This is a genomic window from Hoylesella timonensis 4401737 = DSM 22865 = JCM 15640 (genome assembly GCF_000455445.1).
GTDB lineage: Bacteria > Bacteroidota > Bacteroidia > Bacteroidales > Bacteroidaceae > Prevotella > Prevotella timonensis.
Window position 1 is genome coordinate 151,400 of the sequence record NZ_HG417099.1, and the last position, 25,842, is coordinate 177,241.

Annotated in this window: 22 protein-coding genes, 5 tRNA genes, 1 rRNA gene and 1 pseudogene; 4 read left to right on the top strand and 25 right to left on the bottom strand. The window is 44.1% G+C overall.

Annotation, left to right across the window (positions count from 1 at the left end):
* Positions 1–10: 10 nt before the first annotated feature.
* From rplK to BN35_RS10625, 13 genes and pseudogenes are all read right to left on the bottom strand, one after another.
* A complete protein-coding gene (rplK, locus tag BN35_RS10570) occupies positions 11–451 on the bottom strand; it encodes a 50S ribosomal protein L11 (protein WP_008122432.1) in 441 nt (146 codons plus the stop codon).
* A 61-nt stretch (positions 452–512) separates the two neighbouring features.
* Complete coding sequence (gene nusG / locus BN35_RS10575; protein ID WP_025071450.1) at positions 513–1,058, bottom strand: transcription termination/antitermination protein NusG; 546 nt, start codon at positions 1,056–1,058, stop codon at positions 513–515.
* Between the two features lie 11 nt (positions 1,059–1,069).
* Positions 1,070–1,261 (bottom strand): preprotein translocase subunit SecE, encoded by a 192-nt coding sequence (gene secE / locus BN35_RS13255; protein WP_081411409.1) that lies wholly within the window; start codon positions 1,259–1,261, stop codon positions 1,070–1,072.
* Between the two features lie 16 nt (positions 1,262–1,277).
* Positions 1,278–1,350, bottom strand: a tRNA-Trp gene (locus tag BN35_RS10580).
* 83 nt (positions 1,351–1,433) lie between these two features.
* A complete protein-coding gene (gene tuf, locus BN35_RS10585; RefSeq protein ID WP_025071449.1) occupies positions 1,434–2,630 on the bottom strand; it encodes an elongation factor Tu in 1,197 nt (398 codons plus the stop codon).
* An 85-nt stretch (positions 2,631–2,715) separates the two neighbouring features.
* Positions 2,716–2,787 (bottom strand) — tRNA-Thr (locus BN35_RS10590).
* Positions 2,788–2,793: 6 nt separating this feature from the next.
* Positions 2,794–2,866 (bottom strand) — tRNA-Gly (locus BN35_RS10595).
* A gap of 17 nt (positions 2,867–2,883) precedes the next feature.
* Positions 2,884–2,966: transfer RNA gene (locus BN35_RS10600), tRNA-Tyr, on the bottom strand.
* Between the two features lie 35 nt (positions 2,967–3,001).
* Positions 3,002–3,075, bottom strand: a tRNA-Thr gene (locus tag BN35_RS10605).
* Between the two features lie 101 nt (positions 3,076–3,176).
* Entirely contained in the window at positions 3,177–3,476 is a 300-nt protein-coding gene (gene hpf, locus BN35_RS10610) for a ribosome hibernation-promoting factor, HPF/YfiA family (RefSeq protein WP_008122438.1), read from the bottom strand.
* A gap of 22 nt (positions 3,477–3,498) precedes the next feature.
* Positions 3,499–4,382: pseudogene (locus BN35_RS10615) on the bottom strand (tyrosine-type recombinase/integrase).
* A 142-nt stretch (positions 4,383–4,524) separates the two neighbouring features.
* Entirely contained in the window at positions 4,525–4,716 is a 192-nt protein-coding gene (rpsU, locus tag BN35_RS10620; RefSeq protein WP_008122443.1) for a 30S ribosomal protein S21, read from the bottom strand.
* A gap of 217 nt (positions 4,717–4,933) precedes the next feature.
* Complete coding sequence (locus BN35_RS10625; protein WP_374188032.1) at positions 4,934–6,727, bottom strand: aminopeptidase P family protein; 1,794 nt, start codon at positions 6,725–6,727, stop codon at positions 4,934–4,936.
* 374 nt (positions 6,728–7,101) lie between these two features.
* Here BN35_RS10625 and BN35_RS10630 point away from each other — a divergent pair, with 374 nt between their 5' ends.
* The 3 genes from BN35_RS10630 (at position 7,102) to BN35_RS10640 (ending at position 10,256) form a co-directional block, all read left to right on the top strand.
* The gene (locus BN35_RS10630; RefSeq protein WP_025071447.1) at positions 7,102–8,094 is read left to right on the top strand and encodes a malate dehydrogenase; all 993 of its coding nucleotides are present in this window, start codon (positions 7,102–7,104) and stop codon (positions 8,092–8,094) included.
* A gap of 128 nt (positions 8,095–8,222) precedes the next feature.
* Positions 8,223–9,068, top strand: a complete 846-nt coding sequence (locus BN35_RS10635) for a DUF3737 family protein (RefSeq protein ID WP_025071446.1) — start codon at positions 8,223–8,225, stop codon at positions 9,066–9,068.
* 18 nt (positions 9,069–9,086) lie between these two features.
* The gene (locus BN35_RS10640) at positions 9,087–10,256 is read left to right on the top strand and encodes a MalY/PatB family protein (protein ID WP_025071445.1); all 1,170 of its coding nucleotides are present in this window, start codon (positions 9,087–9,089) and stop codon (positions 10,254–10,256) included.
* A gap of 168 nt (positions 10,257–10,424) precedes the next feature.
* On the opposite strand, the gene BN35_RS10645 is transcribed toward BN35_RS10640, so the two are convergent.
* From BN35_RS10645 to BN35_RS10695, 11 genes are all read right to left on the bottom strand, one after another.
* Complete coding sequence (locus BN35_RS10645) at positions 10,425–11,060, bottom strand: porin family protein (RefSeq protein ID WP_234396623.1); 636 nt, start codon at positions 11,058–11,060, stop codon at positions 10,425–10,427.
* A gap of 42 nt (positions 11,061–11,102) precedes the next feature.
* Positions 11,103–12,140 (bottom strand): type IX secretion system ring subunit PorN/GldN, encoded by a 1,038-nt coding sequence (porN, locus tag BN35_RS10650; RefSeq protein ID WP_025071443.1) that lies wholly within the window; start codon positions 12,138–12,140, stop codon positions 11,103–11,105.
* Positions 12,141–12,180: 40 nt separating this feature from the next.
* Positions 12,181–13,731 (bottom strand): type IX secretion system motor protein PorM/GldM, encoded by a 1,551-nt coding sequence (gene porM / locus BN35_RS10655; RefSeq protein WP_028900803.1) that lies wholly within the window; start codon positions 13,729–13,731, stop codon positions 12,181–12,183.
* A 90-nt stretch (positions 13,732–13,821) separates the two neighbouring features.
* Positions 13,822–14,667, bottom strand: coding sequence for a type IX secretion system motor protein PorL/GldL (gene porL / locus BN35_RS10660; RefSeq protein ID WP_025071442.1), 846 nt, complete (start codon positions 14,665–14,667; stop codon positions 13,822–13,824).
* On the bottom strand, positions 14,667–16,097 hold the full coding sequence (gene porK / locus BN35_RS10665) for a T9SS ring complex lipoprotein PorK/GldK (protein WP_374188033.1): 1,431 nt from the start codon (positions 16,095–16,097) through the stop codon (positions 14,667–14,669). Before porK ends, porL begins: the two co-directional genes overlap by 1 nt.
* A 48-nt stretch (positions 16,098–16,145) precedes the next feature.
* Positions 16,146–17,099 (bottom strand): PorP/SprF family type IX secretion system membrane protein, encoded by a 954-nt coding sequence (locus tag BN35_RS10670; protein ID WP_025071440.1) that lies wholly within the window; start codon positions 17,097–17,099, stop codon positions 16,146–16,148.
* Between the two features lie 1,264 nt (positions 17,100–18,363).
* Positions 18,364–23,010 carry a T9SS type A sorting domain-containing protein gene (locus BN35_RS10680; protein ID WP_028900802.1) on the bottom strand — a complete coding sequence of 1,549 codons (4,647 nt, stop codon included), beginning with the start codon at positions 23,008–23,010 and terminating at the stop codon, positions 18,364–18,366.
* 56 nt (positions 23,011–23,066) lie between these two features.
* A complete protein-coding gene (locus tag BN35_RS13755) occupies positions 23,067–23,231 on the bottom strand; it encodes a hypothetical protein (protein WP_154653944.1) in 165 nt (54 codons plus the stop codon).
* A gap of 472 nt (positions 23,232–23,703) precedes the next feature.
* On the bottom strand, positions 23,704–23,925 hold the full coding sequence (locus tag BN35_RS10685; RefSeq protein ID WP_004369470.1) for a DUF2795 domain-containing protein: 222 nt from the start codon (positions 23,923–23,925) through the stop codon (positions 23,704–23,706).
* 60 nt (positions 23,926–23,985) lie between these two features.
* The gene (locus BN35_RS10690) at positions 23,986–24,537 is read right to left on the bottom strand and encodes a cob(I)yrinic acid a,c-diamide adenosyltransferase (RefSeq protein ID WP_025071438.1); all 552 of its coding nucleotides are present in this window, start codon (positions 24,535–24,537) and stop codon (positions 23,986–23,988) included.
* Between the two features lie 138 nt (positions 24,538–24,675).
* A complete protein-coding gene (locus BN35_RS10695) occupies positions 24,676–25,287 on the bottom strand; it encodes a hypothetical protein (RefSeq protein ID WP_036893157.1) in 612 nt (203 codons plus the stop codon).
* Positions 25,288–25,332: 45 nt separating this feature from the next.
* Here BN35_RS10695 and BN35_RS10700 point away from each other — a divergent pair, with 45 nt between their 5' ends.
* Positions 25,333–25,554: a hypothetical protein gene (locus BN35_RS10700; protein ID WP_028900801.1), complete on the top strand. Its 222-nt coding sequence runs from the start codon at positions 25,333–25,335 to the stop codon at positions 25,552–25,554.
* A 21-nt stretch (positions 25,555–25,575) separates the two neighbouring features.
* Here BN35_RS10700 and rrf read toward each other — a convergent pair.
* Positions 25,576–25,688: ribosomal RNA gene (rrf, locus tag BN35_RS10705) — 5S ribosomal RNA — on the bottom strand.
* Between the last annotated feature and the right edge of the window lie 154 nt (positions 25,689–25,842).

Below are 25,842 nucleotides of genomic sequence, written 5' to 3' on the forward strand. Positions count from 1 at the left end.
AAGTTTAAATTTATTTTCCAGGGAAGTCCCCTTTTACTGTGATACCCATACTGCGAGCAGTACCTGCCACAAGTTTCATAGCGCTCTCAACTGTAAAACAGTTCAAATCAGTCATTTTATCTTCAGCGATAGTGCGTACTTGATCCCAAGTAACGCTCGCTACCTTTTGACGATTTGGCTGTGCAGAAGCGGTTTTCACCTTTGCAGCCTCCTTCAACTGAACAGCTGCAGGAGGAGTTTTGAGAACAAAGCTAAATGACTTGTCAGTATAGTAAGTGATAACAACAGGAATAATCTTCCCTGCTTTATCCTGGGTTCTGGCATTGAACTCTTTGCAAAATCCCATGATATTAATACCCTTAGAACCCAAAGCAGGTCCTACTGGTGGAGAAGGATTCGCAGCACCACCTTTAATCTGTAATTTGATTAATCCAGCTACTTCTTTTGCCATTTTTTGTTAATATTAAAATTGAAAAATATAAAAAAGAAAGTCTAACCCCGTAACAAAGTCGTTAAACCTCTTTTTGCACTTGCATAAAACTTAACTCCAATGGAGTCTTTCGACCAAATATCTTTACCATGACTTTCAGTTTATGCTTTTCGACATTCACCTCTTCGATGACGCCACTAAAGCCACTAAAAGGACCGTCGGTAACGGTGACAACCTCATCAACCTCATAAGGAACTTCTACATCGTTCGTTATTTCGGTCTCTTCGACATCACCAAGCATTCGATTGATTTCGGACTGAGGAACAGGTGACGGATTATCCAAGCCACCTAAGAATCCTAAGCAATTAGGCATAAAGCGCAAGGTATGCGCCACATCGCCAACCAGGGAAGCCTCTACAAAGATATAGCCAGGGAGACTTATTTTCTCCTTTTCTACTCTTTTGCCGTTACGCAAAGTGGCATGTTTCTCCATTGGAATCAATATTTGAGAGACATGCTGTTGTAGCAACGTGTTGTGTTTCATTTCAGCTTCGATGTATTCTTTCAGCTTAGCTTCTTTTCCACTGACAGCACGCAGTACATACCAATTCATTTTTGTATCAGCCATTTCTTAACGATTTAACCTGGATAAACAATGCCCATTAGATGCTGGAAGCACCAGTCCATACAGAACACCACCAATGCAATGACAAGGGAAGCAGATAATACAACCACTGCACTGTGTGTTAGTTCTCGACTCGTTGGCCAAGTTGTTTTATGCGCAAGTTCATCATAACATGCCTTGCAATAATTTACGATCTTCTTAAACATATTATCTTTTATTTTGCACGGGTTGAAAGACTCGAACTCTCGACACCTGGTTTTGGAGACCAGTGCTCTACCAACTGAGCTAAACCCGTAAAAGAAGTTCCCGCAACCGCTATTACGGGAACTGTTATGAAAAGGGAATGAATCGTCAAACGATTCAATCCCGTATCTTCAATTACTGAACGTCGTCCAAAATCTTTGTAATCTGACCAGAACCTACGGTACGGCCACCTTCACGGATAGCGAAACGAAGACCTTCATTCAAAGCAACCTTGTAAATCAGTTTAACTTCGATTTCTACGTTATCGCCAGGCATAACCATTTCTACGCCCTCTGGCAAAGTGATTTCACCTGTACAGTCCATGGTACGAAGATAGAACTGAGGACGATATTTGTTTCCGAATGGAGTGTGACGTCCACCTTCTTCTTTCTTCAATACATAGATAGAAGCCTTGAAGTGATCGTGAGGAGTAATCGCTCCTGGGTGTACAACAACCATACCACGTTTAACTTCATCCTTGTCAATACCACGGAGCAACAAACCTACGTTGTCACCAGCTTCACCTTCAGAAAGAATCTTGCGGAACATCTCAACGCCTGTAACAACAGACTTCTTGTCTTCACCAAGACCGAGCAACTGGATTTCGTCACCAACCTTTACTTTACCTGTCTCAATACGACCTGTTACAACCGTACCACGACCTGTGATAGAGAACACGTCCTCAACAGGCATCAAGAATGGTTTGTCCAAATCACGCTCAGGCTCCTGAATCCATTCATCAACGGTATCCATCAGAGTCATCACGCTGTCAACCCACTTATCTACGCCGTTCAAAGCACCCAGTGCAGAACCACGTACAATAGGAGTATCCTCTTCGAAATCATACTGCTCAAGAAGTTCATGGAGCTCCATTTCTACAAGTTCCATCATCTCCTCATCGTCTACCAAGTCACACTTGTTCAAGAAAACAACCAAACGAGGAACGTTTACCTGACGAGCCAAAAGCACGTGCTCACGTGTCTGAGGCATAGGACCGTCTGTAGCAGCTACTACCAAGATAGAACCGTCCATCTGTGCAGCACCAGTAACCATGTTCTTTACATAGTCGGCGTGTCCAGGGCAGTCTACGTGTGCATAGTGACGCTTCGCTGTTTCATACTCAATATGTGAAGAGTTAATGGTAATACCACGCTCTTTCTCCTCAGGAGCGTTATCAATCTGATCGAACGAACTTACACTTTCACTACCAAAGCCCTTATCGTGAAGAGTCTTAGAAATGGCAGCTGTCAAAGTAGTCTTTCCGTGGTCTACGTGACCAATTGTACCAATATTAACGTGCGGTTTGGTACGTACGAATTCTTCTTTAGCCATAGCTTTACTTTTTTTATTTATATAAATGAATTATCTTGTTATATCTGTTTTTCTACAAAGGATCTATAAAATAGAACCGAAGTAGAGCTGTAACTGAGAGTTGAACTCAGGACCTCTTCCTTACCAAGGAAGTGCTCTACCACTGAGCTATTACAGCAGTGAGAGCGGAAAACGGGACTCAAACCCGCGACCCCCAGCTTGGAAGGCTAGTGCTCTATCAACTGAGCTATTTCCGCAAAAACTTCTACTGGAGTGGGTAGTGATGGATTCGAACCACCGAAGTCGAAAGACAGCAGATTTACAGTCTGCCCCATTTGGCCACTCTGGTAACTACCCTTTGTTTTTACGAACTTGTCTCTTTTTAGCTGGAGAGCCTCTTGTCGGATTCGAACCAACGACCCCGAGATTACAAATCACGTGCTCTGGCCAACTGAGCTAAAGAGGCAAATCTATGCAGCCGTTTGGCTGAAGCTTTTAAGACGTGTCGTAAAACGGCTGCAAAGATAGGGATATTTTTTAAACCGCCAAAACTTTTTCTATTTTTTTTTAGAACGAGCGAGATTTTTCTTTGAATTTTTGGATTTTAACCCGCATTGCATCAACACAGAGGTCAATCCCCTCTTCGAATGTGTCGCAGGTTTTATCCACAAACAAGGTGGCTCCTGGCACTACCACGGTAAGGCTTGTTTCCTTATTCATTGCCGTGGCTGGCTTGATGACCTTGAGCTGTACCTCTACTCTCTGAATGTCTTCTAAAGATTTTTCTAACTTGCCTACTTTTTTCTCTACGAAGGCCTCTAATTTCTCGGTTGCATCAAAGCGAATTGATTGAATTTTTATTTCCATAATTACCTCCAAGTTTTAAAGGTTAAGCTCGGGGATGAGCTTTCATATAAACACGCTTCAGCTGCTCGAAAGTTGTATGGGTATACACTTCCGTCGTTGTGAGACTTTGATGTCCCAGCAGTTGTTGCACACTCTCCAATCCTGCTCCGTGGTTCATCATCGCTGTAGCAAAGGTGTGTCTCAATACATGGGGTGTACGCTTTTTTAAAGTAGTAACAGAAGACAGACATTTACTCACTGCGCAACGCACCTGATTATGTGTCAAACGACGCCCGTCTTTATCCACAAAGAAAGCCATTGATTGTCGTTGCACTTGTTCATCGCGAATCGAAATATAGTACTGCAGCGACTCCTTTAATTCCGCACCAAACGGTATGTAGCGTTCTTTATTTCGTTTTCCTAAGACCTTCAGATTCTGATGAGTGAAATCAACAGACGCATCATCCAGCCCTATCAACTCTGCCAAACGCATGCCAGTGCAGTAAAAGGTTTCTACCAATGTGTGTGCCAACACATCTTTATATTGAGTTCCTTCCAGTTTGAAGTCTAAAAGAGCATCCATCTCGGATTCTTTGACGAACTGGGGCAAAGGTTTTTTTTCTTAGGACCCACTATTGTGATGGTAGGATCTTTATCGACGAGACCTCGAGTTAAGGCAAAACGATAAAAGGAACGCAAAGCACTCAATCTCCTATTGATTGACGTGGCATTGTTTCCTCTATCCATCATACTCTCCATCCAGTCACGGATGATGTTTGAGTCTATCGACTCCCAAGAGAGTTGGGGTTCCAAAAAACGAAAGAACTCTTCAAAGGCCATAAGGTCTTTTCCGTAATTCTTCACGGTTAGCGCGGAGCGATTTTTCTCAAATCGCAGGTAGTCCAAGAACTCTTTTATCATCGTCATCACTTGCTTACACCACGGAGGTAAAATCATTGATTATCCAGGACGTAAACACATTCATGATGCTCAACTATCCGTTAAATCAATTGTTATACGCAACGAATATACGGAAAATAATTGAAACTACCAAAAGAATCTGAAGTTTTTATTCTTCAGCGTCGCGCAATTTTTGTACGTAGATGGCACGCTCCATCTTCAAGCGCCTCAACACAGAAGGCTTGTCGTATTGCTGACGTGCGCGTAACTCTTTAATAACACCTGTCTTATCGAACTTTCTTTTAAAACGCTTCAAAGCTCTTTCGATATTCTCACCATCTTTTACGGGTACAATAATCATGCTTTTGTTTTTAATATTTAATGTTATAGTTAATTCATTTTTACATCTCGTTACGAAATGCGGCTGCAAAATTACGACTTATTTGTGAAACGTACAAGTTTTTAGCGCACATTTTACTTTTGCAAGCACGGCTCTTTTGTTTAAGAAAGGTTGTTTATTGAGAAAAACGAACTTATCCTGCTCATTTATAGGACGTTCCCACAAGTCTATCCTCTTCTTAAATGGCTTGCGTAGCCTCTCGCAGCCAATTATTTTCCTTATCCGAGAGATAGGGTGACAAACGTTGGAATACTTGTTCGTGATACGCATTAAGCCAGTTCCGCTCCTCAGGCAACAACATCTCTATAATAATAGGTGTGGTATCAATGGGAGCAAGCGTTAAAGATTCGAATTGTAGAAACTCACCGAAAGCGGTTTTCATATAAGGTGTGATGAGCAATGTGTTCTCGATGCGCACGCCAAACTTGCCTTCTAAATACAGTCCTGGTTCGTCTGTAACAGTCATGCCTGCACGCAAGGGAGCTGGCTTGTATTCCATTCGAATTTGGTGAGGTCCCTCATGCACATTCAGATAGCTCCCCACGCCATGCCCTGTGCCGTGCATAAAGTTCATCCCTTCACGCCACATGGCTTGCCGAGCCAGCGCATCCAACTGTGTGCCACTGGCACCTGAAGGAAACTTGCACAGCTCTAACTGGATATGTCCTTTGAGTACCAATGTGTACACACGGCGTTGCTCTTCAGTAATCGGTCCCAAAGCAATAGTCCGCGTAATATCGGTGGTACCGTCAAGATATTGCGCTCCACTATCTATCAGCACTAATCCTTTGGGCTGTACAGGAATGTCGGTCTCTGGCGTGGCTTCATAATGCACAATAGCTCCATGTGCCTCGTAGCCTACAATGGTATCAAAGGAGAGTCCACGATACAATTCCTGCTCGGCACGTAAGGCGGTCAACTTCTCATCTAACGAAATCTCGGTTTGTCCACCAGCCTCAACCGCTGGCTTAAGCCACTGTAAGAATTTGACCATGGCGACGCCATCACGCTCCATCGCTGCCTTAAAACCAGCAATCTCTGTTTTATTCTTCACGGCTTTCATGGCAGGAACGGGTGAGGGAGCTGTGATTACATGTTGTTTTTGAAACACCGAGAAAATGTGTGCGTTCAATTGTTCCGCATCTAACAATATTGTATAATCGGGGTAATGCCTACCCGCCTGCGTAACCTCATCATACGAACGAGTGGACACACCTTCAGCTTTCAAATAAGATTGTACTTCCTCTGTCAACTTTTCCGGGTCGATATACAACACGGCTGCATGCGTAGATATCAGAAGATAAGCAACGAATACAGGATTGCAGTGTACATCGGTGCCACGCAAATTGAGCGTCCATGCAATATCATCAAGTGCTGAAAGCATGGTACCGTCCGCATGTTGTAGACGTAAGGCTTTTCTGATACGTTTCAATTTACTGCTTGTGGATTCACCAGCATATTGCAAGGGATGTATCTCCACTTTGTTCTTGGGTATCGCAGGTCGGTCATTCCAAATCTGGGCAAGTGGGTCAAAGTTTGTTCTGAGGGTGATGCCGCCTTCTTTTCGTAAGTCGTTAACCATTTGCTGTACAAAGGCTTTAGTGTTTACGAAGCCGTCCATCCCCACTTCGGTGAAGTCGGTTTGCTGCAGTTCTTGTCCAATCCATTGAGCTATCGAAGGTGTATCTGGCAATCCTATCCGCATGAGTTGATATTCGGTATGCTTCAACTGCACTTCAGCCGCAATGAAATAACGTGAATCGGTCCATAAGGCAGCACTGGTTTGGGTGACCACAGCTACACCTGCCGAACCGTCAAATCCAGAAATCCATTCACGTCCTTTCCAATGGTTGGGTACATATTCACTATTGTGTGCATCGGTACTGGGAAAAATAAATGCGCCTAAATGTTCGCGTTTCATTACTTTGCGCAACCTACTTAATCGCTCTGCTATTTCTGTCTTCATTGCCATCCATTTTAATGTATTACAAATATAGATAAAAATTCCGAATTATAAGCTCATGACTAAAAAAAAGTTATTCTTCAGAGGCATCATATTTTCATATGAGGTTTTTGAAAAGATAGCCACAAAATACGATAGAATGAAAACATTAGAAAAAAAAAGGAAAGACTTGTTTACCGTATGAGTAACGCTATGGATGACGGGAACAAAAATTTCGAAGAATCTCATTGTATCAGAAATGCTTGACAATGCTGATTGTCGATTCAAGGCTTAATAAGCATTAAAAAAAAGAAAATAAAACTCATATTCATTTAGTTTTTAGTAACTTTGTGCTCAACTAAAGCGAAAGAAATTTTTAGTACATTTTAAATATATAATAATTTATGGCATTTTTGACAAACGAAAAATTAACCATCGTCGGCGCAGCCGGGATGATTGGTTCTAACATGGTTCAAACCGCCCTCAGCATGGGGCTTACAAACAACATTTGTCTCTACGACGTATTCTCTCCAGAAGGTGTTGCAGAGGAAATGCGCCAAAGTGGTTTCGATGCAGTAAACATCGTTGCTACAACAGATGTGAAAGAGGCTTTCACCGATGCTAAATACATTATCTCTTCTGGTGGTGCTCCTCGCAAGGCTGGCATGACCCGCGAAGACTTATTGAAAGGCAACTGTGAAATTGCAGAAGGTCTTGGCAAGGATATTAAGAAATATTGCCCTGACGTAAAGCATGTAGTGATTATCTTTAACCCTGCCGATTTGACGGGTTTGGTAACATTATTGTACTCTGGTTTGAAACCATCACAGGTAACCACCTTGGCAGCACTTGACTCTACTCGTTTGCAGAGTGCACTGGCTAAGAAGTTCAACGTCATGCAGACCGAGGTAAAGGGTGCTGCTACTTACGGTGGACACGGTGAGCAAATGGCAGTATTTGGTAGCCATGTAACCATCTCTGGCAAGCCATTGACCGAAATCATCGGTACTCCAGAATTCTCTAACGAAGAGTGGGAACAGATGAAGAAAGATGTTACCAAGGGCGGTGCAAAGATTATTGAGCTTCGCGGACGTTCTTCATTCCAAAGTCCTGCTTACCTCTCTGTTGAGATGATTCGCTCGGTCATGGGTGGCGAACCATTCCGTTTCCCTGTAGGAACCTACGTAAGCACCGACAAGTACAACCACATCATGATGGCAATGAAGACGACGCTCGACAAGACTGGCGCACACTACGAAGTTCCACAAGGAACCAACGAGGAGAACGCCAAGCTGGATGCAAGCTACGAACATCTTTGCAAGATGCGCGACGAATTAGTTACTTTGAACATCGTTCCAGAAATCTCTGAATGGTCAAAGATTAATCCTAATCTCTAAGGATTCCTTTGCAGTTGAGATTTCTCAACTTGAAGATGTAAAAGGATGTAGCCCTCTTGGAACTACATCCTTTTTTATCATTTTTCATTTGCCTGCCATAAAACAAACAGAAAGGAAATACTAAAACAATGAGACTCATTAAAAATAAAGAATTTGGAGGAGAGCGTCCTCTTTTCGGTATTCACGATGTACGATTAGAAAACGTAAACATCACCGAAGGCGAATCTGGTATCAAGAAATGTCATCATATCGAAGCCGACCACTGCCGCTTCATGGGCAAATATCCATGGTGGCACGTAGACCATTCGCTCATTACTAACTGCTATTTTGAAGTTGGGGCGCGATCGGCAATCTGGTATTCAGACAACATGGAAATGAGAGATACCGTTATCAATGCACCGAAGCTATTTCGCGAGATGAATAATCTGAAGCTCACCAATGTGGTGATTAACGATGCTGACGAAACGTTCTGGAAAGTGAACGGACTTACCTTGCAAAACGTAACACTGCACGAGGGAACTTACCCCGTGATGTTCTGTCAAAATGTTGACGTCGACGGCTGGGAGAGTGATAGCAAATATGTTTTCCAATATGTGAAGAACGCCGTGATTCGCAATGCGAAGATAACAACTAAAGACTCGTTCTGGGAAACAGAAAACGTAACTATCTACGACTCCGAATTGAACGGCGAATACTTAGGGTGGCACTCGAAGAACCTCAAGCTCGTGAATTGTCACATCACAGGCGAGCAACCGCTCTGCTATTGTCAGAACCTAATTCTTGAAAACTGCACCTTTGGCGAAGACTGCGATAGAATGTTCGAGGAGTCTACCGTGCAGGCCGACATCCGAGGTGCTGTCACAAACATTAAAAATCCTACCTCTGGCAAGATTGTTGCAGATGCTATCGGCTCGGTAACCATTGATGAACATGTTTTACAGCCAAACAACTGTGAAATCATCATTAGAAAATAATCTTAAAAACGACACTCTATGAAATACGATTTTGATGAAATCATCCCACGTCGAGGCACCAATTCGGTGAAATGGGACGTTGCAAAAGAAGATGGAGTCATCCCCATGTGGGTGGCTGATATGGATTTTCAGGCTGCCCCCTGCATACGTCAGGCACTTAAAGAAAGAATGGATCACGGTGTCTTTGGATATACCTTGGTACCCAACAGCTATTATGAAAGTATCATCTCATGGTTTGACAGACGCCACCAGTGGCACATCGAACGCGACTGGATTATCTATACTTCTGGCGTGGTGCCTGCCATTTCTGCCATCATCAAGGCACTGACGGAGCCCGGTGACAAGGTGCTGGTGCAGACTCCAGTCTACAATTGCTTCTTCTCTTCCATCCGCAACAATGGCTGTACCACCGCCGAAAATGCACTGGTACGCAAAGGCAACTCGTATGAAATCGACTTTGACGACTTCGAGAGACAGGCTGCAGACGAGAAAACAAAGGTATTTTTGCTCTGCAACCCCCACAATCCTGCTGGACGTGTATGGACACCTGACGAACTCAGTCGCATGAACGATATTTGCCTAAAACATGGTGTGAAGGTAATCGCCGACGAAATTCATTGTGAACTGATCATGCCTGGATACAAATTCACACCTTTTGCAGCCGTGTCGAAAGCCTGCCAAGACAATTGTATCACCACCAACTCGCCCACAAAGTCGTTTAACATCGCAGGACTACAAATCGCCAATATCATTACCAATAATGACACCATTAAGCGAAAAATTGATCGTGCCATTAATATCAATGAGGTGTGCGACGTCAATCCTTTTGGTGTCATTGCACTTCAAGCTGCTTATAATGAAGGGGAGTCATGGATTGACCAACTCAATCTGTATTTGCGGGAGAACTACAAGGTACTCAAAGACTTCTTTCAAGAATATTTACCCAAGTTGAAAGTATTGAAATTAGAAGGTACATACCTTGTTTGGGTAGACATCAGTGCCACAGGTTTGAAAGCCGATGAGCTTACTAACGAGCTGTTACAACAAGGGAAGGTCATGGTGAACAGTGGAACGGTGTATGGAAAGACGACGGGTGCAGATTATCTACGGCTCAACATCGCCATGCCTCGAAGCCTCATGTTGGAAGCACTACAACGCATCGCACAGGTTTTGCAGCCAAAGCTTTAAGCTTGTACACTGACCATATCTAAAAGAACAAATGAAAACAATCTTTCTGTCACTTGACTGAAAGAAAAGTATCGAAAGAGGGATGTCGCACTTCACGACATCCCTCTTTTTAAGTTTTTGTATTAACCAGCTTATTGCGTGCAGCTAACACCGCTATAACAATAGTGTTTAGAAGAGATAGGTAAGACCTATTCGCCACGAGTTAGCACGTGTCTTATGATTCTCTACACTCTCTTTCACATTCTTGAAAGTGATGTCACCTATCTTACCAACGCCCACATTATAGTTGGCTGTAACCTGAAAATGCGTAGCAAATGTAACACCAAGACCGGCATTCACGCTGAAGTTCGATGAATTCAACGACCACTCTGCTGCTTGATCAGGGAGATCAGAAATTTCTTTTACTTTGTCACCAATATTAAAACCAACCTGTGGACCGCCAAATACAAATATATTTGCCACATCGCTCAGTCCGATGCTGTATCTTACATTCACCGGAACAATCAGTGATTGTTGTTTCAGTACGGTATTGAATGTGGTGGTGTTGACACCTTCTACCTTGGTTTCTTCACGATTGTACAAAGCGGATAAATCCATTCCCAATCCTGTGAGAGGCAATGAAAACTTTACGGTCGGACCAATAAAGAATCCTGCACGGTTAGAAGTGTTAAATAGGTTTTTATCCAAAGACATTTCGCTCAAGTTGAAACCACCCTGCACACCAAATTTTAATTGTGCGCTGGTAGGCAACACTGCGACCATAGTTAATACTGTGATAAGAGATAAAATTCTTTTTTTCATCATGTTTTTGTTTAGTTGAATAATGTGAATATTAAATGTTATATTTTAATGACGCTGACGACGAACAGTCACTCGAGCAGCAGAACTGTTTGAAGACGAGCTTTTTCGGCTTCGATTAGACTTAACTGTCGCCTTCGCATCTCGAGGTGAACGACTGCGCCGAACGCGTTTTGACTTACTGTCTTTCGGATTCAGCTTAGCAATGCTGTCCAGAGAATCTTTGCGAGCGGCGTTGCCCCACATATTTTTTTCAAATGCCTGTATCTCTTTTTCTATCTTCTGCTGTTCACGGTTCATGGCTGAATCGGTAGGACAGTATTGAGCCAAGGTTTGTCCCAACATATTGTTGGTTTTATAAATCTTTCCCTGATACTTGTTCTTCGTAAAAAAATCGTCGATACTCATGATGGCAGCATTGTTGAGATTGCTGGTCATAATCGTCTGTTTCGAAAGGAAAGGAGCCAAATCATCATATTTCACCCAGAACAACGGATAAGAGGTGGTGCCATCGCCAAAGTCATCCACCCTCTTCAAGATGGGGCACAAGGCTAACACCTTGGTGTGAAAAGTGGCTGTAGCTTGGTCGTAATAGGCACTTTCTTTCAGATAGTATGCAGTGACCTCGCGCGAAGGGATGTCACTGTCATCGATACGGATGCCACGATCTGTCCGCTCGTAAAAGACATGATAATTGTCTAAAAATGCCAAAGGCTTGACACGAGCAGAGTCTTCAAACGACTCGTTCCCATCCAATCGGTATTCGTAGGCTCTGATATTGCCAGTCATCATCAACTTGAAAATGTAGCAAAACAGGTTCATCTGCGTGCCCATCGGCTCTACGGGATAATATAATCCTGCATTAGCATCCTTTGTTAAATCGATTTCGCGATAGATGTCTCGACGCCACACCACATCTTCCGACATCTTTGGAGCTGTTGGAAAGGAGAGTTGCGCCCGTGTACTGAGCGTTTGCGCATTGTTACGTTGGACACGCTGTTGTTCGGCGCGCCGTGCTGGCGGTTGTGCAATAGCTAACTGTACCGCACAGAAGATGATGCCTATCAATAAAATTGTTTTCTTCATCGTGATATAATTGTATGGCGGAGTTTTCTCAGTCCACCTTTTATTTAACGATAATTTCCATCGATGCTGGTAATTTACGTGTCAACCCATCTGGACCCACGGCTGTAACGCGCGAGATGTAGAATCGCTTGTTGCGTGACAACTGTCGGAAAGCATTACGTTGACGGTCGGAGAAGCGTGCGCCATTCGATGCCATGGGTACGGCATTTCCCATGTTGTCGAAGAACACCGTCTCAAAATTAACCACCTTGAACTGAATATCCAGTAAGCCGTCGTCGATAGCCGCCTGTATGCCTGTCGCACCCATCAAGGAAGCTTTGGACAGTCCACCTCCCTTGAAGCGATCGGTGCCCAAAACAATATAGGCAATAGGATCAGGCAATTTGCGCACATGGAAAGTATATTTGCCAACGGGTCTTGCTCCTCCACCCTGATTCGACACCACTTGAATGGTGACATCCTTACCCACCGTGGTTGGACGTGCGATGTATCTGCCTGCTGCAACCATGCGGAAGCCTCCACCTGTCATTGATGCGGAGACAGCAGTAAGCGGCACTCCAGGAATACTGATGCTGATAGGGTTGTCATAGCCTGCATACAGCACATTCATTAGGTCAGCGGATACCGTAGCACTCGGTGCCACTACTGCATATTTCTGGGAGAAGTTGCGTCGTATGGTTTCACCACTCCCATTCGTCATAGTGATATAGCCTTGGAAAGAATGCTCGCCCACACCTCCTGCAGTAAATTGATAGGTGTTATTGTGCAAATTTATTTTGCGTCCACCGATGTAAATATCGGGTTGACGAGTGGTATCAACGGCAGCCATGACTATCTGTGCCGAGAAGCGATCGCCACTAACAACGGTTTTAGACTCTGGTATTACAAAAGCTTCCAACTTATTGACACGAATATCCTTCAAGTCTACATTGGCTACCAACGTATGTAACACTTCGCCCTCGGCATAACGGATGTCGCTTTGCAATTTGGACAAGAGTGTGACTGCGGCAGACACGGGCATATTCTCAAACATATACTCCTGCCAATTTTTGCCCATGGCTTGGGCTCGCTTCGACCGTTTTGTCGTGAGATTGCTGGCAATCATTTGTCGCTGGTGTTCATCGGGTATCATTTTCAAGATTTGTTCACGATACCGATTCACACGGTCGTATAACATCTTTCCTTTGCCTACTCCAGGCGCCAGCATCACATGTGAAGCGGCTTCAAGGTCGTCCTTGTGTTCAATATTATAAATATCTCCATGAGGACCGTCCGCCTCACGTACAATCTCTTCCTTGAGTTCTTGTACAAAGTAGTACAACGAGTCACTCATGCGCTTTACTTGCGTAGCCTTGTCAAACCATGCCTGCACCTTGGCGGGATTGGCTTTGACTTGATCGGAAAGTCGACGATAGATAGACCTATTCTCTCGTGAAGAGTTGGCGGTGGTGCGATTCAAACTCTCCTCTACTACCGCAAAGCCTTCCAACACCTCGGTAGATACGTTCAGTGCCAGCATTGCCATCAGCACGACATACATCAAGTTAATCATGCGTTGGCGCGGAGATACAGGTCTTTTCTTTATTGCCATTCTGAGTTGATGAGTTTATGAGTTACTGAGTTTATAAGTTGGTGAGTTCCTGAGTTTATAAGTTCCTGAGTTAATAAGTTGATGAGTTGTTTACTCTTGCGAAGGCTCTAACCCCGGATTAGCAGCACGCATGTTGACGGTCATCGCCTCAATCATACGGGCGTAAATCTTGTTGAGCTGCTCTATTTGTTGAGCCATCTTGCGAGTCTGGTCATTGATTTGATCTATCGTACCAATCTGCTGACTGGCACCTTTCAGCTGCATCTCGTAAACCTTACAAATTCCTGTTAGGGTGCGATTTAGATTTTCCATCTCTTCACTGTCACGCGTCAACCTTACACTCTGTTCGGAGACCTTCCCCAAAGTCTCTGTCAGATTCTTCAATTCGGTGACATACTTGCTTTGCGCCTCTATCAACTCAGGTGAACTTTGTTGCTGTGCTTGTACCCACTGTGAGGAGGCACCCGCCGTCTCACTGTTATCACTAACAGGTATATCCGTACCTGTAGCTGCGGCAACAGGTGGAGGGACGACTACAGAACCTGCCGTTGGATGTCCCTGTCCGCCATAAGAAGAGGCGTGGAGGGCTTCCGCTGGCATAGGCTGGGCTGCAGACGACTCTTCCAATGGAGAATTGTAAACGACCTTGCCTGTTTCCAAATACTCCTCCGTGATTCTTGTAGGGAGCTCGCGTCCGTCGGCTGTCTTGTCAAATGGGCGGTCAAAAGCAGAGAGGAAGAATACCACTACCTCTGTTCCCATACCGATAAACAACATGAGGTTTCCACCTTTTAAGTGCGTCAGCTTAAACAGCGCACCTAAAATAACCAACGATGCACCCCAACTGTATGCATAGTTCAAGAACGTTTGTCCTGGAACACTGTCCATCCATTTCTGCAAACGATAGATGATATTGTACTTACTATATCCTGCCATTATTTTCGACCTTTCTTCTGTTTTGTGCTTGTTGTATTCGCCAGACTGCGTACGCATCTGAAACCGATATATGAACGAGGTTGATTTTGATATTCCCAGGTACGCCAGGCACTTCGAATATACGATTCTGGATCTTTCCATGACCCGCCACGCACACTCTTCTTTTTCAATTTATAGGGATCTTCCAACGCTGCCTTATACGCTAACTGCGGATTCAAATCGTTCATCGCATCAACTCCCGCTTCGGTATAAATAGTGCTGGTCCACTCTGCCACATTTCCTGCCATGTCGTACAGCCCATTCGAGTTGGCTCCATAGATGCCTACTTTGCTGGTTATCAGGTTGCCGTCCTTGGTATAATTACCCCGATCGGGCTTGAAGTTCGCAAAGAAACAGCCCTCGCCTGACATCACTGCCTTGTTGTCCCAAGGAAATTCATTTCCTTCTTTGCCTCTGGCTGCATATTCCCATTCTGCCTCGGTGGGGAGACGATAACGCTGTATGTAACGTGCCTCAGCTCCTAAACCTTTCAAAAGGTAGTCGGTACGCCAAGCACAAAAGGCATTGGCTTGCTCCCACGTCACCCCCACAACGGGATAATCGTTATACGCTGGGTTACTGAAATAATTGCGAAGATAGGTTTCGTTATCCGAGTTTTGAAAATCATTGACCCAACAGGTGGTATCTGGATATACGTTGACGATGTAGGTATTCAAAAAATCCCATGGACCCGAACGTGGACGGTTGATGGTTTCGCTCACAATACGCCCAGTATCATCGATATAGGCGGTATCTTTTGAAATCATAACCACCTCGTCAGGGTCAACTGTTTGGTCGGTATTCAGATTACGCTCATCGGGTATCATGCGGTTTCTCCGCAGTGCTGCCGTGGTGTAATCATAAATTTCATATCGATAATTGAGCTGACGATAATCCAAGAGTTTCTCGCCCGTCACTGGATTGGTGACATACATACTCTCCACAGCTCGCTGTTCGTCTTCGTTCATTCGGCGTGGGAGCGGTTTCTTCCAATTGATATGCGGTGGCACTGGGTCACCGTTCTTATCTTCTGTGATGAGATAAGTCTCATCGCCCGCATAGGCAGGATCTGCAAGACGTGTCCGCAAGATGCTATCTCGAACCCAAGCAACGAACTGCTTATACTTTGAATTGGTGACCTCGGTTTCATCCATCCAAAAGCCATCCACAGAGATATCCTTTTGCGTCATCTCTTTTCCCCATAGACTATCTTGCTTCTCCAGTCCCATTTTGAGGTAACCACGATCGATGCGCGTCATGCCATAAGGAGTAGGCTCACTGAAAGCTTTTCCTCCCACACCTACTACTTCTCCTCCGCGTCCTACCGAAGAGGCTGACCTGCCGCCGAAGCAGCCTGTCAGAATCATGAGGCTCACCACGCCCATTACCATACTTATCTTTGTCTTCATATCTGTGACATTCATTTTTCGACGTAACATTTATAGAAGTCTGACACTCTTATGTTTATTTCTTCCTTTCTTCGCCAAATTCACATCCATTTGATAGCCTACGAACAACTCATGACTACCGTTGCCGGGCTGAATGGCAGAAGTGTACAACTCATAGCTATATCCCAACACAGCTCCATGGAAACTGCCACCTACTAAAAAGGTGACGGAGTTGGTGGGACTATAACCCACGCCTCCATACATCATTCGCTTTTCGTGCTGGTAGACAAGTCGAGCGGTGACATCGCCCCGATAAGCGACACCGTCGGTACGTACCAACACAGAAGGCTGTATAGTTAAAAACGGATTTCTTAAACGTATATTGTATCCAGCTGTTAAATAATAGGTGGCATCAATGTGAAACTGGTTCTTTTCTGTTAAGTCAATAACGGGGGAGGTCAGATGTTGAGCAGAGATGCCCACATACCAAGATGAATGGAAATAATATAATCCTGCGCCAATATCGAGTGCATTGCCCTTGACTTGCGTATTCGTAAAAGCGGGGTCGTTGGCATCGGCAAGATTTAGTTTCGTGCCATCAAAAGACTCGCTCAGCATGCCTGCCTGCACACCTGCCGACAGTTTGCCACCAAAGAGTTTGAACCGAAGCGCATACTGTGCAGCAAGTCGCTGATGCGTAAACAGTCCTATCTGATCGTTCATGAGCTGCACACCTCCTCCATGGTAGGCCTTTAATAAATAGAAAGGCATATCTGCCGCAGCATACATCGTTTTCGGATTGTTTTGAAATCCAACCATGCTCATGGCGTACGCTGCATTAATGTTCAATTGGTCTTGTTTGCCAACTGCTGCTGGATTAAACGAGGGTTGCATGTCAAAATAATGACTGAACGACGCATCATATTGCGCTCGTACCGTACACACACTCAAGAGCAGCAGCCAGAGAAAATATATCTTTCTTCGTTGCACGAATGGATAACGCAAGTTCTATTATTTTATTGCTTTCGCCCTATCTTTAATGAGCATGTAATATTTATCGCAACGGATTGTCACGGAATTTCACGGCACATCCGTGCCATTCCGTGCCGTTCCGATGCTATAAAAACTACCATTTTAATGAAACAGCTGAATATTGCACCAGCAACGGTTACAAGCAATGACGGGGCGAAGCCCCAAAAAGAATATAGCCCATGGTAACACCATGGGTAAGCGGTAAATAACTAATGAGCGCGCTGTAAGTGCAAAAAGAGTTAGGGAAGTATCATTTTTCCTCCCTTCCTTTTGCTCTTTCAGAGCGCAAAATAGATGGTCAACTGTACCGAGGGCGGATGCTCCGGGCTATAAGCTTATTGGGCTTTCAGCCCGTCTTTGCTGATATGCAATTAGCAAGGTTGTTGATAATAACTCCGTCAAAGCATTGTGTAACAGCCACGGTTACAAGCAATGGCAGGGCGAAGTCCACAAGATACCCCCCCCGAAACATTGTGCACAAGTAAACGTTACAAGCTATGACGGGGCGAAGCCCCAAAAGGAATATAGCCCATGGTAACACCATGGGTAAGCGGTAAATAACTAATGGCGCGCTGTAAGCGCAAAAGGATTCAGGGAAGTTTCATTTCTTTCTTGCTCTTTCAGAGCGTAAAAATGCTGAATTTTCTTTACAAAGTGCCTCTCATAACTCGCGTGTAGACAATCAACGACAGAGTTGGTCGCAAATACGCCAAAAATGAGCGATATTCATAATCCGTTGCTATTGAGAGCGTTATATAAAACTCGTCTCATTTCACTCGCAATTTTACCAGTTTTTTGCGGCTAAAGCATTGAGATAAGCCTCCAATTTGCATGCTTTAATGCAATTGAAACATGTGAATAACACCTCTAATACATGTTTACAAGGGCGTTAAAACAATGTTCCAACGAGAAGAGACGGTTTTTTGGGGAAAATCAGCATATTTTTGTACACCGTTTGCCTATTGATTTTTTCTATTTCGCAAATTTTAGATGGGCGTTTTTTGGTAAAATGATAGGACAAAAACAACAAATACCTTTATTAAAATTGAACAATGTCGCACAAGCTTTGTTTTTGTGTTTTTAGTATATTTCGTTGTCCAATAGCCGTTCAAAAAAAATATTGTCAATGGCTGCACACAACAGACTGTACAAAAAAACAGGCAGCGAAAAGGGCAAAACAAAGGGTGACAAGCACTCTGCCGTCACCCTTCGCTTTACTTTACTATCATTGGAGTCATTATTGGTGAATGACCATCTTCTGATTCACGGTCTTTCCGTTTATCTGCATCGAAACGATGTACACACCACTTGGCAATTGTGCCTTGAGGCGCATCAGGTCTTCAGGCTGATTTATATTGGCTACCCGTTCACCCGATACGGTGTACACAACAGCTGGTCCATTCCATGTTGTCGTCGTCACCCCTTGAATCTCAGTAGGCAAATTGTCGTAAGAGGTTGCCGTAGTGTTCACCAACGTAAAGCGGTTGCTATCCACTCCCGTATGACGCATGGTGTAAGTGTATGAGGTAACATCCTCACGCAAGTCAACCAACTGACGAGTGGTGTTGTCTACCAACTTCAGATGCTCGTACTGTGGCAGATTCTTCTTGCGGATGGTCAACGTGTACAACTCGCTATCGCTACCCTCTACAGTAACTTCCTGCTTCGTGAGGTCGGCAGTTGCGTTCACCTGCATCTGTCCATCGACAGTTTGTACATACAGACTGGCAGGCGCATTGGTCAACAGTTTGCGACCATCCCAACCACGGTCGTAGCGGTCGATGGTGCCTTCAGCCTCGATGAGCCAAAGCACATCGCTGCTCTTGCTGCTTTCCAAAATCATCTGTACGGCTCCAGGCTCGGTCGTTGTGACCTCAAAAGGTTTCGCCATGGCTGCCCGCTCGTTCTTCACTACGCTATTGTAAGGAACTTTCACGGTAGCATCATCGCCCAACTTGGTCTCTGCGTTGGTGAACTTCAACAAGAAGCCTTGCATAGAAGGTATCGACTTGTAACCAATGGTTGCTGCCGAGTTCTTAGGAATAGCTAAATAGCCACCTGCTGCCACATTCAAATCTTGCGTTCCATTCGTCGACTTGTTTTCATACCAGTTGTTGAAACTACCTGTATGGTACACATACACCGTAGGATCAACCTCTTCAGGGAAGGAAAGTTTGGCAATATCAATGGCAGCCGTGTAAGAGTTGGCAAAGATATTTTGTCCCAATCCCCAGTGCTTCTCGCCCATGTTGGTTGAGGTAGATTTGGTCACTTCCGTAGCCTGGCGTGTCAGCGTCAAGTTTTGGTCGCACAGGTTCAACTTACCTGTCAGGGCATACACCTTCGGTGCATCTTGTGTCAGCTGATAGCCCACGAATGGAGACATTGCGTCGTCCTTAGTCATCCAGCTCCACTTTTGGTAATACTGCTTCGGGCTGTTCTTCGCCTCTGAATAGTATTGCAAGTAAGAACCCTTGAAAACAGGACTTGGCGTCATTGCCGTCACAGGAATACCAATCTGTTGCCATGTGTAAGGCTCTGCTTGTAGCGTGCGACCCTGTGTAGGCGAACCAGCAAGTTTGTCCTCAATCTTTAACATCTCGTTGCCAATCTTCTTGCCACGTCCGTAGAGTTCTACTGTTGCATATACATCAGACTTGCATGGGTCGGCATACGAAACAGCAAACGAACCGCTGGCATCTGTTCCTTTCTCGTCGGTCTTGATCACCAACTTCTTGGCATCGCCAGGCTGATTGTAACCTACTAACGCAGTAGAAACAACCACACTACTCTTCTTCGATACTACAAGAGCCTTGTCTGACTGGTTCTCCAGTGTTCCGATGGTCAGCACCTTGTCCTCTGGCAATACACAGTCGTTCTTGGCTGCGCCTTTCTGTGCAGGGTTCTTTGGATTGGCATTGTTTGACTCGGTAGCAAATACCACGTCTTCGCCATCTACTGGCACTTTGACCGTCCAGTTGTTTTGATTCTCAAACTTGGTATCCTCATTTCCTACCCAAAGGTTTTTCTCCATCGGTCCCGTGCAGTCGCCAACAGTGATGATTACCTTACGTTCGCCACCAGAGCTTCCGGCACAAGTAGGTATCGATTGTGCGAACTTGGTACCTACAGTGAACTCATACCTTCCTGCTTTGGGGAAAGTGGCATCTATAGCGTTACCTGTACCCACCTGTACCGTCTCTTGCGTGTCAAGGTCTTTGCGAGTCCATGTAACATCATACATATAGGTAGACACGGGTAACTCCAAATGATTGGGAGCAAGTCCCTGGCCATAGCACTTCTCTGTCCACTCTGCTTCTACTTCAGGAATACCTACAGGAGAGATATAAACGTTTGACACCTGTGCAGAGCAGCCACCACCATAATTATATTCTGCTGTTACTTGATACCAGCCCTCTGCAAGTCCGCTGAACACATGAAGAGAAGGGTTTGTGCCTTTTTTTTCGGTGATGTCGACAGTCTTAAGGGCGTTCCCAACGGGAGTTATCACGTTATTCTGCTCTATAGCTTTTTTAATTTCGTAGTGCAACGGATAAGTAGCTTCATATCCATGTCTGATACCTACAGTGATAAGACCAGAGTTTGGATCTTTCAAATTGCACATGGCACCTTGAACCTCAAAAGCACCGTTGCCCGTGGCGGAAGGAAGAGGTATCTTGAATGACTTGATGGCAAAATTATTTTTGCCTATATGTACGCCAGAAACATAAGGAATATACTCACCCATCAACACGGAATATTTCTTATCGTTTTCATCCTTTGGCTGATGCACATCTATGCTTGCCTCAAAATAGCTCAACTTTCCTGTCCACAGCTTTTCTTTTTCCCTATACTCTCGGCGACCTATGTTAAATTTCCAATCATCGGTACCTAGTCCAGAATAATAATCCATTTCCATCCAGTCTGGACAACTACCAATGTCAAAGACACCAAAGTTTATAAGGACATCGTTTCTATCACAACCAGTTAAGATCTTGAATCCATTCTTATATCCATCGGTATTACAAGGAATATACTTACGACCACTTGCAACATCCATTGTATAAGTTGCGGAGGGATTACCACAACGGTCTTGCAAAGTAATTTTGTACTGTCCTACTGGTATATCATAAAGAACGTATTCTCCTTTTTTATTACCATAGTTGTCCGTTAAAATTCTGTTAGGAGCAAAATCTTTCAGTACGATGGGAAATTTTAGGGTATAATCATATTGCACATCACTTAGGAACTCGCTAATCTTGTAGGTACCAGTTGAAGCGCCATCAGCTCGTTCAATCTTGATATCCACATTATCGGTATAGCCAGGAGTATATATAGCCGCACCACCTGCATTCCCGTGAATTCCATAAAAGCATTTAATTGGCACCTTCCCTTTATCATTTTCTATCGTTAAGGTGTTTAGTGGGGGCTCTGTTATAACAGCTTCTTTGGAAAGTTTTACCGTGCTACAACCGTCGTCATAGACGATGCGGTAAGTGCCAGCACCATACTCGTTGAGATTAAGGGTGCGACGCGGTGCATCTTCAAACAAGGGCACACCATCAAGTGGCACATCAACAGGCAGTGTTTTCCAGCTCCCATCTCCTTGTTTTTGTTGAAGTTGTGCCTTTGTTCCTGTGGGGAAATAGTAACTAATGTGTCCTCCAGTGATGTCATAACTTAGTGTGTAGTTTTTCTTTGTATTACAGTTGTTGTCTACCTCTACGTTGCTGGCGGGTGTCAGCTTCATAGACTCTAAATCAAATAGATGCTGAGACGCCGGAGCTCCAAAGTTGACTATCCTGGTAAGTGTACTATAGATTTGTTTCATCTCTCCAGAACACAAGTCCTCATAACTTAAATACAAATAACTATAGGTAAAGTCAGTGCCTGTGTTGATGACCTTGAAAGTTAGATAGGTGAAACCATCAGAGGTACCGCTCCTGCTTTCATCATACACCAATTTCGCCAATGGGGTAGATTCCCCCTTATAATTCAGTCGAGCCGTTTTCTTGATCAGATCTATCTGTTCCTGCTTCGACTCTGGCGTACCACCACGAATGACAAACCGTACGTACTCATTAAACTGGCAATTACCTAAATACTCACGATAATAAGTTCTCGTATGATCCACGCCTGGTCCACTGGCATTTCCCATCTTTGTAGTGATTGTAGCTGCCGTTGTTGTAGTGGGGCATACACCATTTTGCGTATCTGCCACGGTTATCTTCACTTCATCACCTCCAGATAGTTTTTCAACTTTCCAAGTACGGGCATCAGTTGCTGCACCCGATGTCAAGGTTTTCTTTATGCCATCTACGCTGGTGATTTCTGCCGTATAGTGAAAAGGGCCTAAACCATTGTACACTTTTACCTCAACGCTACCGTTGTTGCTACCTTTAGAAGAGCAATAGGGATCCGACTTGGTAAATTCCATATCTGGCGAAAGATACGTTTCGTTGATTTTCTTCACCTCTACCTGACCAGCATACTCTTGTTTATTGCCGCTGGTAGTTTGGAAGTACACGTTGTATGTGCCCTCTGAAAGGTTATACCATGTTTTAGTCCACGTGTTAGGATCGGTTGACGACTGCCGCAAATTGGCATCATCCAACTGCTGTACACCATTTACTGTAATGACGCTGGTGGGATTACCTGGCCTACGAATTTGCGCAGAGCCATTAGGCTTAACTCCGTTCGTGCCTGTCACACTTAATGTAACAGATCCCCCAGACGCTCCACAGCCTATGTCTATCTTTGACACTTTGTAGGGATAGGTCTGGGCAAAGGTTGCCACACCAAAGGTGAGCATCATGACGAGCATGAGCAGGCTGCGTTGCCATACTTGAGGTCTATACGACCTCGAAGAAGTAAAATTTTTCATTGCATTTTCTTTAAATCTTTTTCTGTTTTCAAAACATACATACAGCATTGATGCCATCAGTCGAACCACCCGGCATTCATGTCGAAGTCCTCGTCGAACCCACCTTCCTTTGCATCAATGGGTTGCATACCTGATTTGTCTGGACTTACTCCCGCATTGGGACCGCCCATGATTTGCAGGGGTAGCAATAAGATGCTTGGTGTTACATAACTTTTCTTCATATTCTCAATTTTTAGCGTTTATTCGTTACTCTACAAGGCAAGCCTGTCTTATCGGACAGTAGCTTACCATCACTGATATCATTAAAAACAAACCTTATTGTCAATGTGTGACGGCAGTTGCAGATAGAAAACTTGCCTATTTACAAGGCATCACATGTAGTACTGGCATAAATTTGAGGCAAAGTTATCAAGTTTTGTTAAATTTACCCCCCATAAAGTTAATTATGCTTAATTGCTGGAAATTTAACAAGTTTGTAACCTATCGCAGCTATCTAAAAGGTGGTTCTTGAATGGTCATAAACAAGATAAAGAACGAAAACAAAGCTAATTTATAAAACCATCCTAAAAAAACAGAAAGCCCATGACCCGTGGGATTCAATGTGGCTGAATCCTGCGAGTCATGGGCTTGACATGACAAACAATCAAGGTGTCGTAACTACAAATGCGTTTCCTTGTTGACGCTTCACCTTTCTTAATACTCGTCCTCGTTAAAGAGGAAATCTTCCTTGGTAGGATAGTCGGGCCATATATCTTCTATACTGTCATATACATCCCCCTCATCCTCTATCTCTTGCAGATTTTCCAATACTTCCAAAGGAGCACCAGAACGAATCGCATAATCAATAAGTTCTTCTTTGGTAGCGGGCCATGGCGCATCTTCTAATTTCGATGCTAATTCAAGTGTCCAATACATAGTGTTACAAAATTATATGTGTTAATCTTCGTGCGTGCAAAAATAGTGATTTTTATAGAATCACCAAGGATATTCCCATTTTTTTTCTGTTACCTTGGCTTGAAAGTTGATTTTTCGTGCCAAGACATACAAATAATCAGACAACCGATTCATATATTGAAGAGCTTCGGGCTGGATAGGTATATGGGCATGAAAGGAAATCATACGTCGCTCGGCTCGTCTACAAACCGTTCGGCATACATCGGCTTGCGCTGCACAACGGCATCCTCCAGGCAACACAAAAGCTATTTGTGGAGGCAATTGCTTCACAATTTTATCAATCTCCTTCTCGATTCCTTGTACTTCGGCGGCAGGAAGGAGATAACGCTGACGCTTATCGGGCTGCGCAGGGTCTGAAGCTAAATAACTACCAATGACAAACAATAAAGACTGGATATGGGTCACAAAAGCCTTATCATACTGATGATGCAGCATCGGGCGTAAGAGTCCCAAGTGGGCATTAAGCTCGTCTAAGGTGCCAAATGTCTCAATACTCAAATCATCTTTCGCAACACGAGTCCCCCCAATTAAGCTGGTGGAACCGTTATCCCCTATTTTGGTATAAATTTTCATAGTGTCACATGAATTAAGTTGGGTATCATCATCGTCTTATCAGATTTCGACAAGCTTCTCGGAAAGGAAACAAAAGTTGATAAGACAGAACCCATAGTTATAAAATATTTAGTTACGGTGGTAATGTTAGTGTCCATCTTAAAAGATGAGCCGATAATGTCCAATTGTTTTCGTTGGATCATAGAGTATGATACCACAATCAAACAAATCAAAAGTTATAAATTGATGGCAACGAGCCACCATCTCTTTCCAAATACGTCGACAGTGCCGATTCAGAGAAATGCCTTCTACAATAAAAAAGGTTCCATTTCGTGGCTGCGCAATAAAACGCAAAAAGCAAGACTTCCAATCCTCCTCCAAATGGACTAAATAGACATCGGGCATCAAAGAGGCATTCTCTCCATCTCCTGACTCCCCAGACAACAGCTTAGATGGTGGGTAACCTGCTTGAATATACCGACCATAGAGTGCAGCATGGGGGATACGAATCCACCAGTGAGTAAGAGATTCAGCACGTGCAAAGCGAAAGAGCAAGCGAGCTAACCGCAACTGTGCGCTGGAATTCGCTGACATAGCATTCTGTAGCACCCGATATGCCTTATAAACCGTACGGTCATTGACAACTTGGGTCACAAAATGGTAAGCCCAAGGAGACTGAATGCCAAAACCGAAAGCACGTGGCCAACGACAAAGCCAAGCTAACTGCCGTCGCAAACGATAACTCATAGATGTTATATGATAGTTGTCCATCCCTTTCAACACTTGCACAAAGATAATAAAAAAATAAGAGCTGGCATGACCCAAGCAAAAATAAACAAACAAAAATATTTTCTTTTTATCTTTCCTCACCGTACACTCTTTCTCAACTATCCCCAGTATGCCACCCCTTTAGAACAACCACACCGTGCCACCGTTCGTACCCTTTCATACCTTAACTTCCATTTCCTGACTATCCATGCCATGCCACCCTATATCTCTGCAACCTATAAACAAAAAAAAGCCTCCAGCATCGGTTGAGACACTGGAGGCGTGAAGTAAAAAAGGCAGCTACCTACTCTCCCACATTGCATTGTAGTACCATCGGCGCAAGCAGGCTTAACTTCTCTGTTCGGAATGGGAAGAGGTGGAACCCTGCCGCTATAACCACCTGATAAAGGGGTTGACAAATCTTCACAAGCAAAACATGGATAAAATAAAATGTAACTTTGGTAGTATATTTCAGGGGGCACACACATTGATGTGTAACCTATATAAAATATACTATCGTTGAACTGATGTTGTTGACGTGGCTATGTTCATAGCACT

What these genes read in the sequence shown, in the direction of transcription:
- BN35_RS10635 (WP_025071446.1), top strand. Translation starts at nt 8,223, where the DNA reads ATGAGACTCATTAAAAATAAAGAATTTGGAGGAGAGCGTCCTCTTTTC.
- BN35_RS10640 (WP_025071445.1), top strand. Translation starts at nt 9,087, where the DNA reads ATGAAATACGATTTTGATGAAATCATCCCACGTCGAGGCACCAATTCG.
- nusG (WP_025071450.1), bottom strand. Translation starts at nt 1,058, where the DNA reads ATGGCTGATACAAAAATGAATTGGTATGTACTGCGTGCTGTCAGTGGA.
- BN35_RS10625 (WP_374188032.1), bottom strand. Translation starts at nt 6,727, where the DNA reads ATGGCAATGAAGACAGAAATAGCAGAGCGATTAAGTAGGTTGCGCAAA.
- rplK (WP_008122432.1), bottom strand. Translation starts at nt 451, where the DNA reads ATGGCAAAAGAAGTAGCTGGATTAATCAAATTACAGATTAAAGGTGGT.
- BN35_RS10630 (WP_025071447.1), top strand. Translation starts at nt 7,102, where the DNA reads ATGGCATTTTTGACAAACGAAAAATTAACCATCGTCGGCGCAGCCGGG.
- BN35_RS10680 (WP_028900802.1), bottom strand. Translation starts at nt 23,010, where the DNA reads ATGAAAAATTTTACTTCTTCGAGGTCGTATAGACCTCAAGTATGGCAA.
- rpsU (WP_008122443.1), bottom strand. Translation starts at nt 4,716, where the DNA reads ATGATTATTGTACCCGTAAAAGATGGTGAGAATATCGAAAGAGCTTTG.
- porN (WP_025071443.1), bottom strand. Translation starts at nt 12,140, where the DNA reads ATGAAGAAAACAATTTTATTGATAGGCATCATCTTCTGTGCGGTACAG.
- porK (WP_374188033.1), bottom strand. Translation starts at nt 16,097, where the DNA reads ATGGTAATGGGCGTGGTGAGCCTCATGATTCTGACAGGCTGCTTCGGC.
- BN35_RS13755 (WP_154653944.1), bottom strand. Translation starts at nt 23,231, where the DNA reads ATGAAGAAAAGTTATGTAACACCAAGCATCTTATTGCTACCCCTGCAA.
- tuf (WP_025071449.1), bottom strand. Translation starts at nt 2,630, where the DNA reads ATGGCTAAAGAAGAATTCGTACGTACCAAACCGCACGTTAATATTGGT.
- BN35_RS10695 (WP_036893157.1), bottom strand. Translation starts at nt 25,287, where the DNA reads ATGGACAACTATCATATAACATCTATGAGTTATCGTTTGCGACGGCAG.
- BN35_RS10700 (WP_028900801.1), top strand. Translation starts at nt 25,333, where the DNA reads ATGACCCAAGCAAAAATAAACAAACAAAAATATTTTCTTTTTATCTTT.
- secE (WP_081411409.1), bottom strand. Translation starts at nt 1,261, where the DNA reads ATGTTTAAGAAGATCGTAAATTATTGCAAGGCATGTTATGATGAACTT.
- hpf (WP_008122438.1), bottom strand. Translation starts at nt 3,476, where the DNA reads ATGGAAATAAAAATTCAATCAATTCGCTTTGATGCAACCGAGAAATTA.
- BN35_RS10685 (WP_004369470.1), bottom strand. Translation starts at nt 23,925, where the DNA reads ATGTATTGGACACTTGAATTAGCATCGAAATTAGAAGATGCGCCATGG.
- BN35_RS10690 (WP_025071438.1), bottom strand. Translation starts at nt 24,537, where the DNA reads ATGAAAATTTATACCAAAATAGGGGATAACGGTTCCACCAGCTTAATT.
- porM (WP_028900803.1), bottom strand. Translation starts at nt 13,731, where the DNA reads ATGGCAATAAAGAAAAGACCTGTATCTCCGCGCCAACGCATGATTAAC.
- BN35_RS10645 (WP_234396623.1), bottom strand. Translation starts at nt 11,060, where the DNA reads ATGATGAAAAAAAGAATTTTATCTCTTATCACAGTATTAACTATGGTC.
- porL (WP_025071442.1), bottom strand. Translation starts at nt 14,667, where the DNA reads ATGGCAGGATATAGTAAGTACAATATCATCTATCGTTTGCAGAAATGG.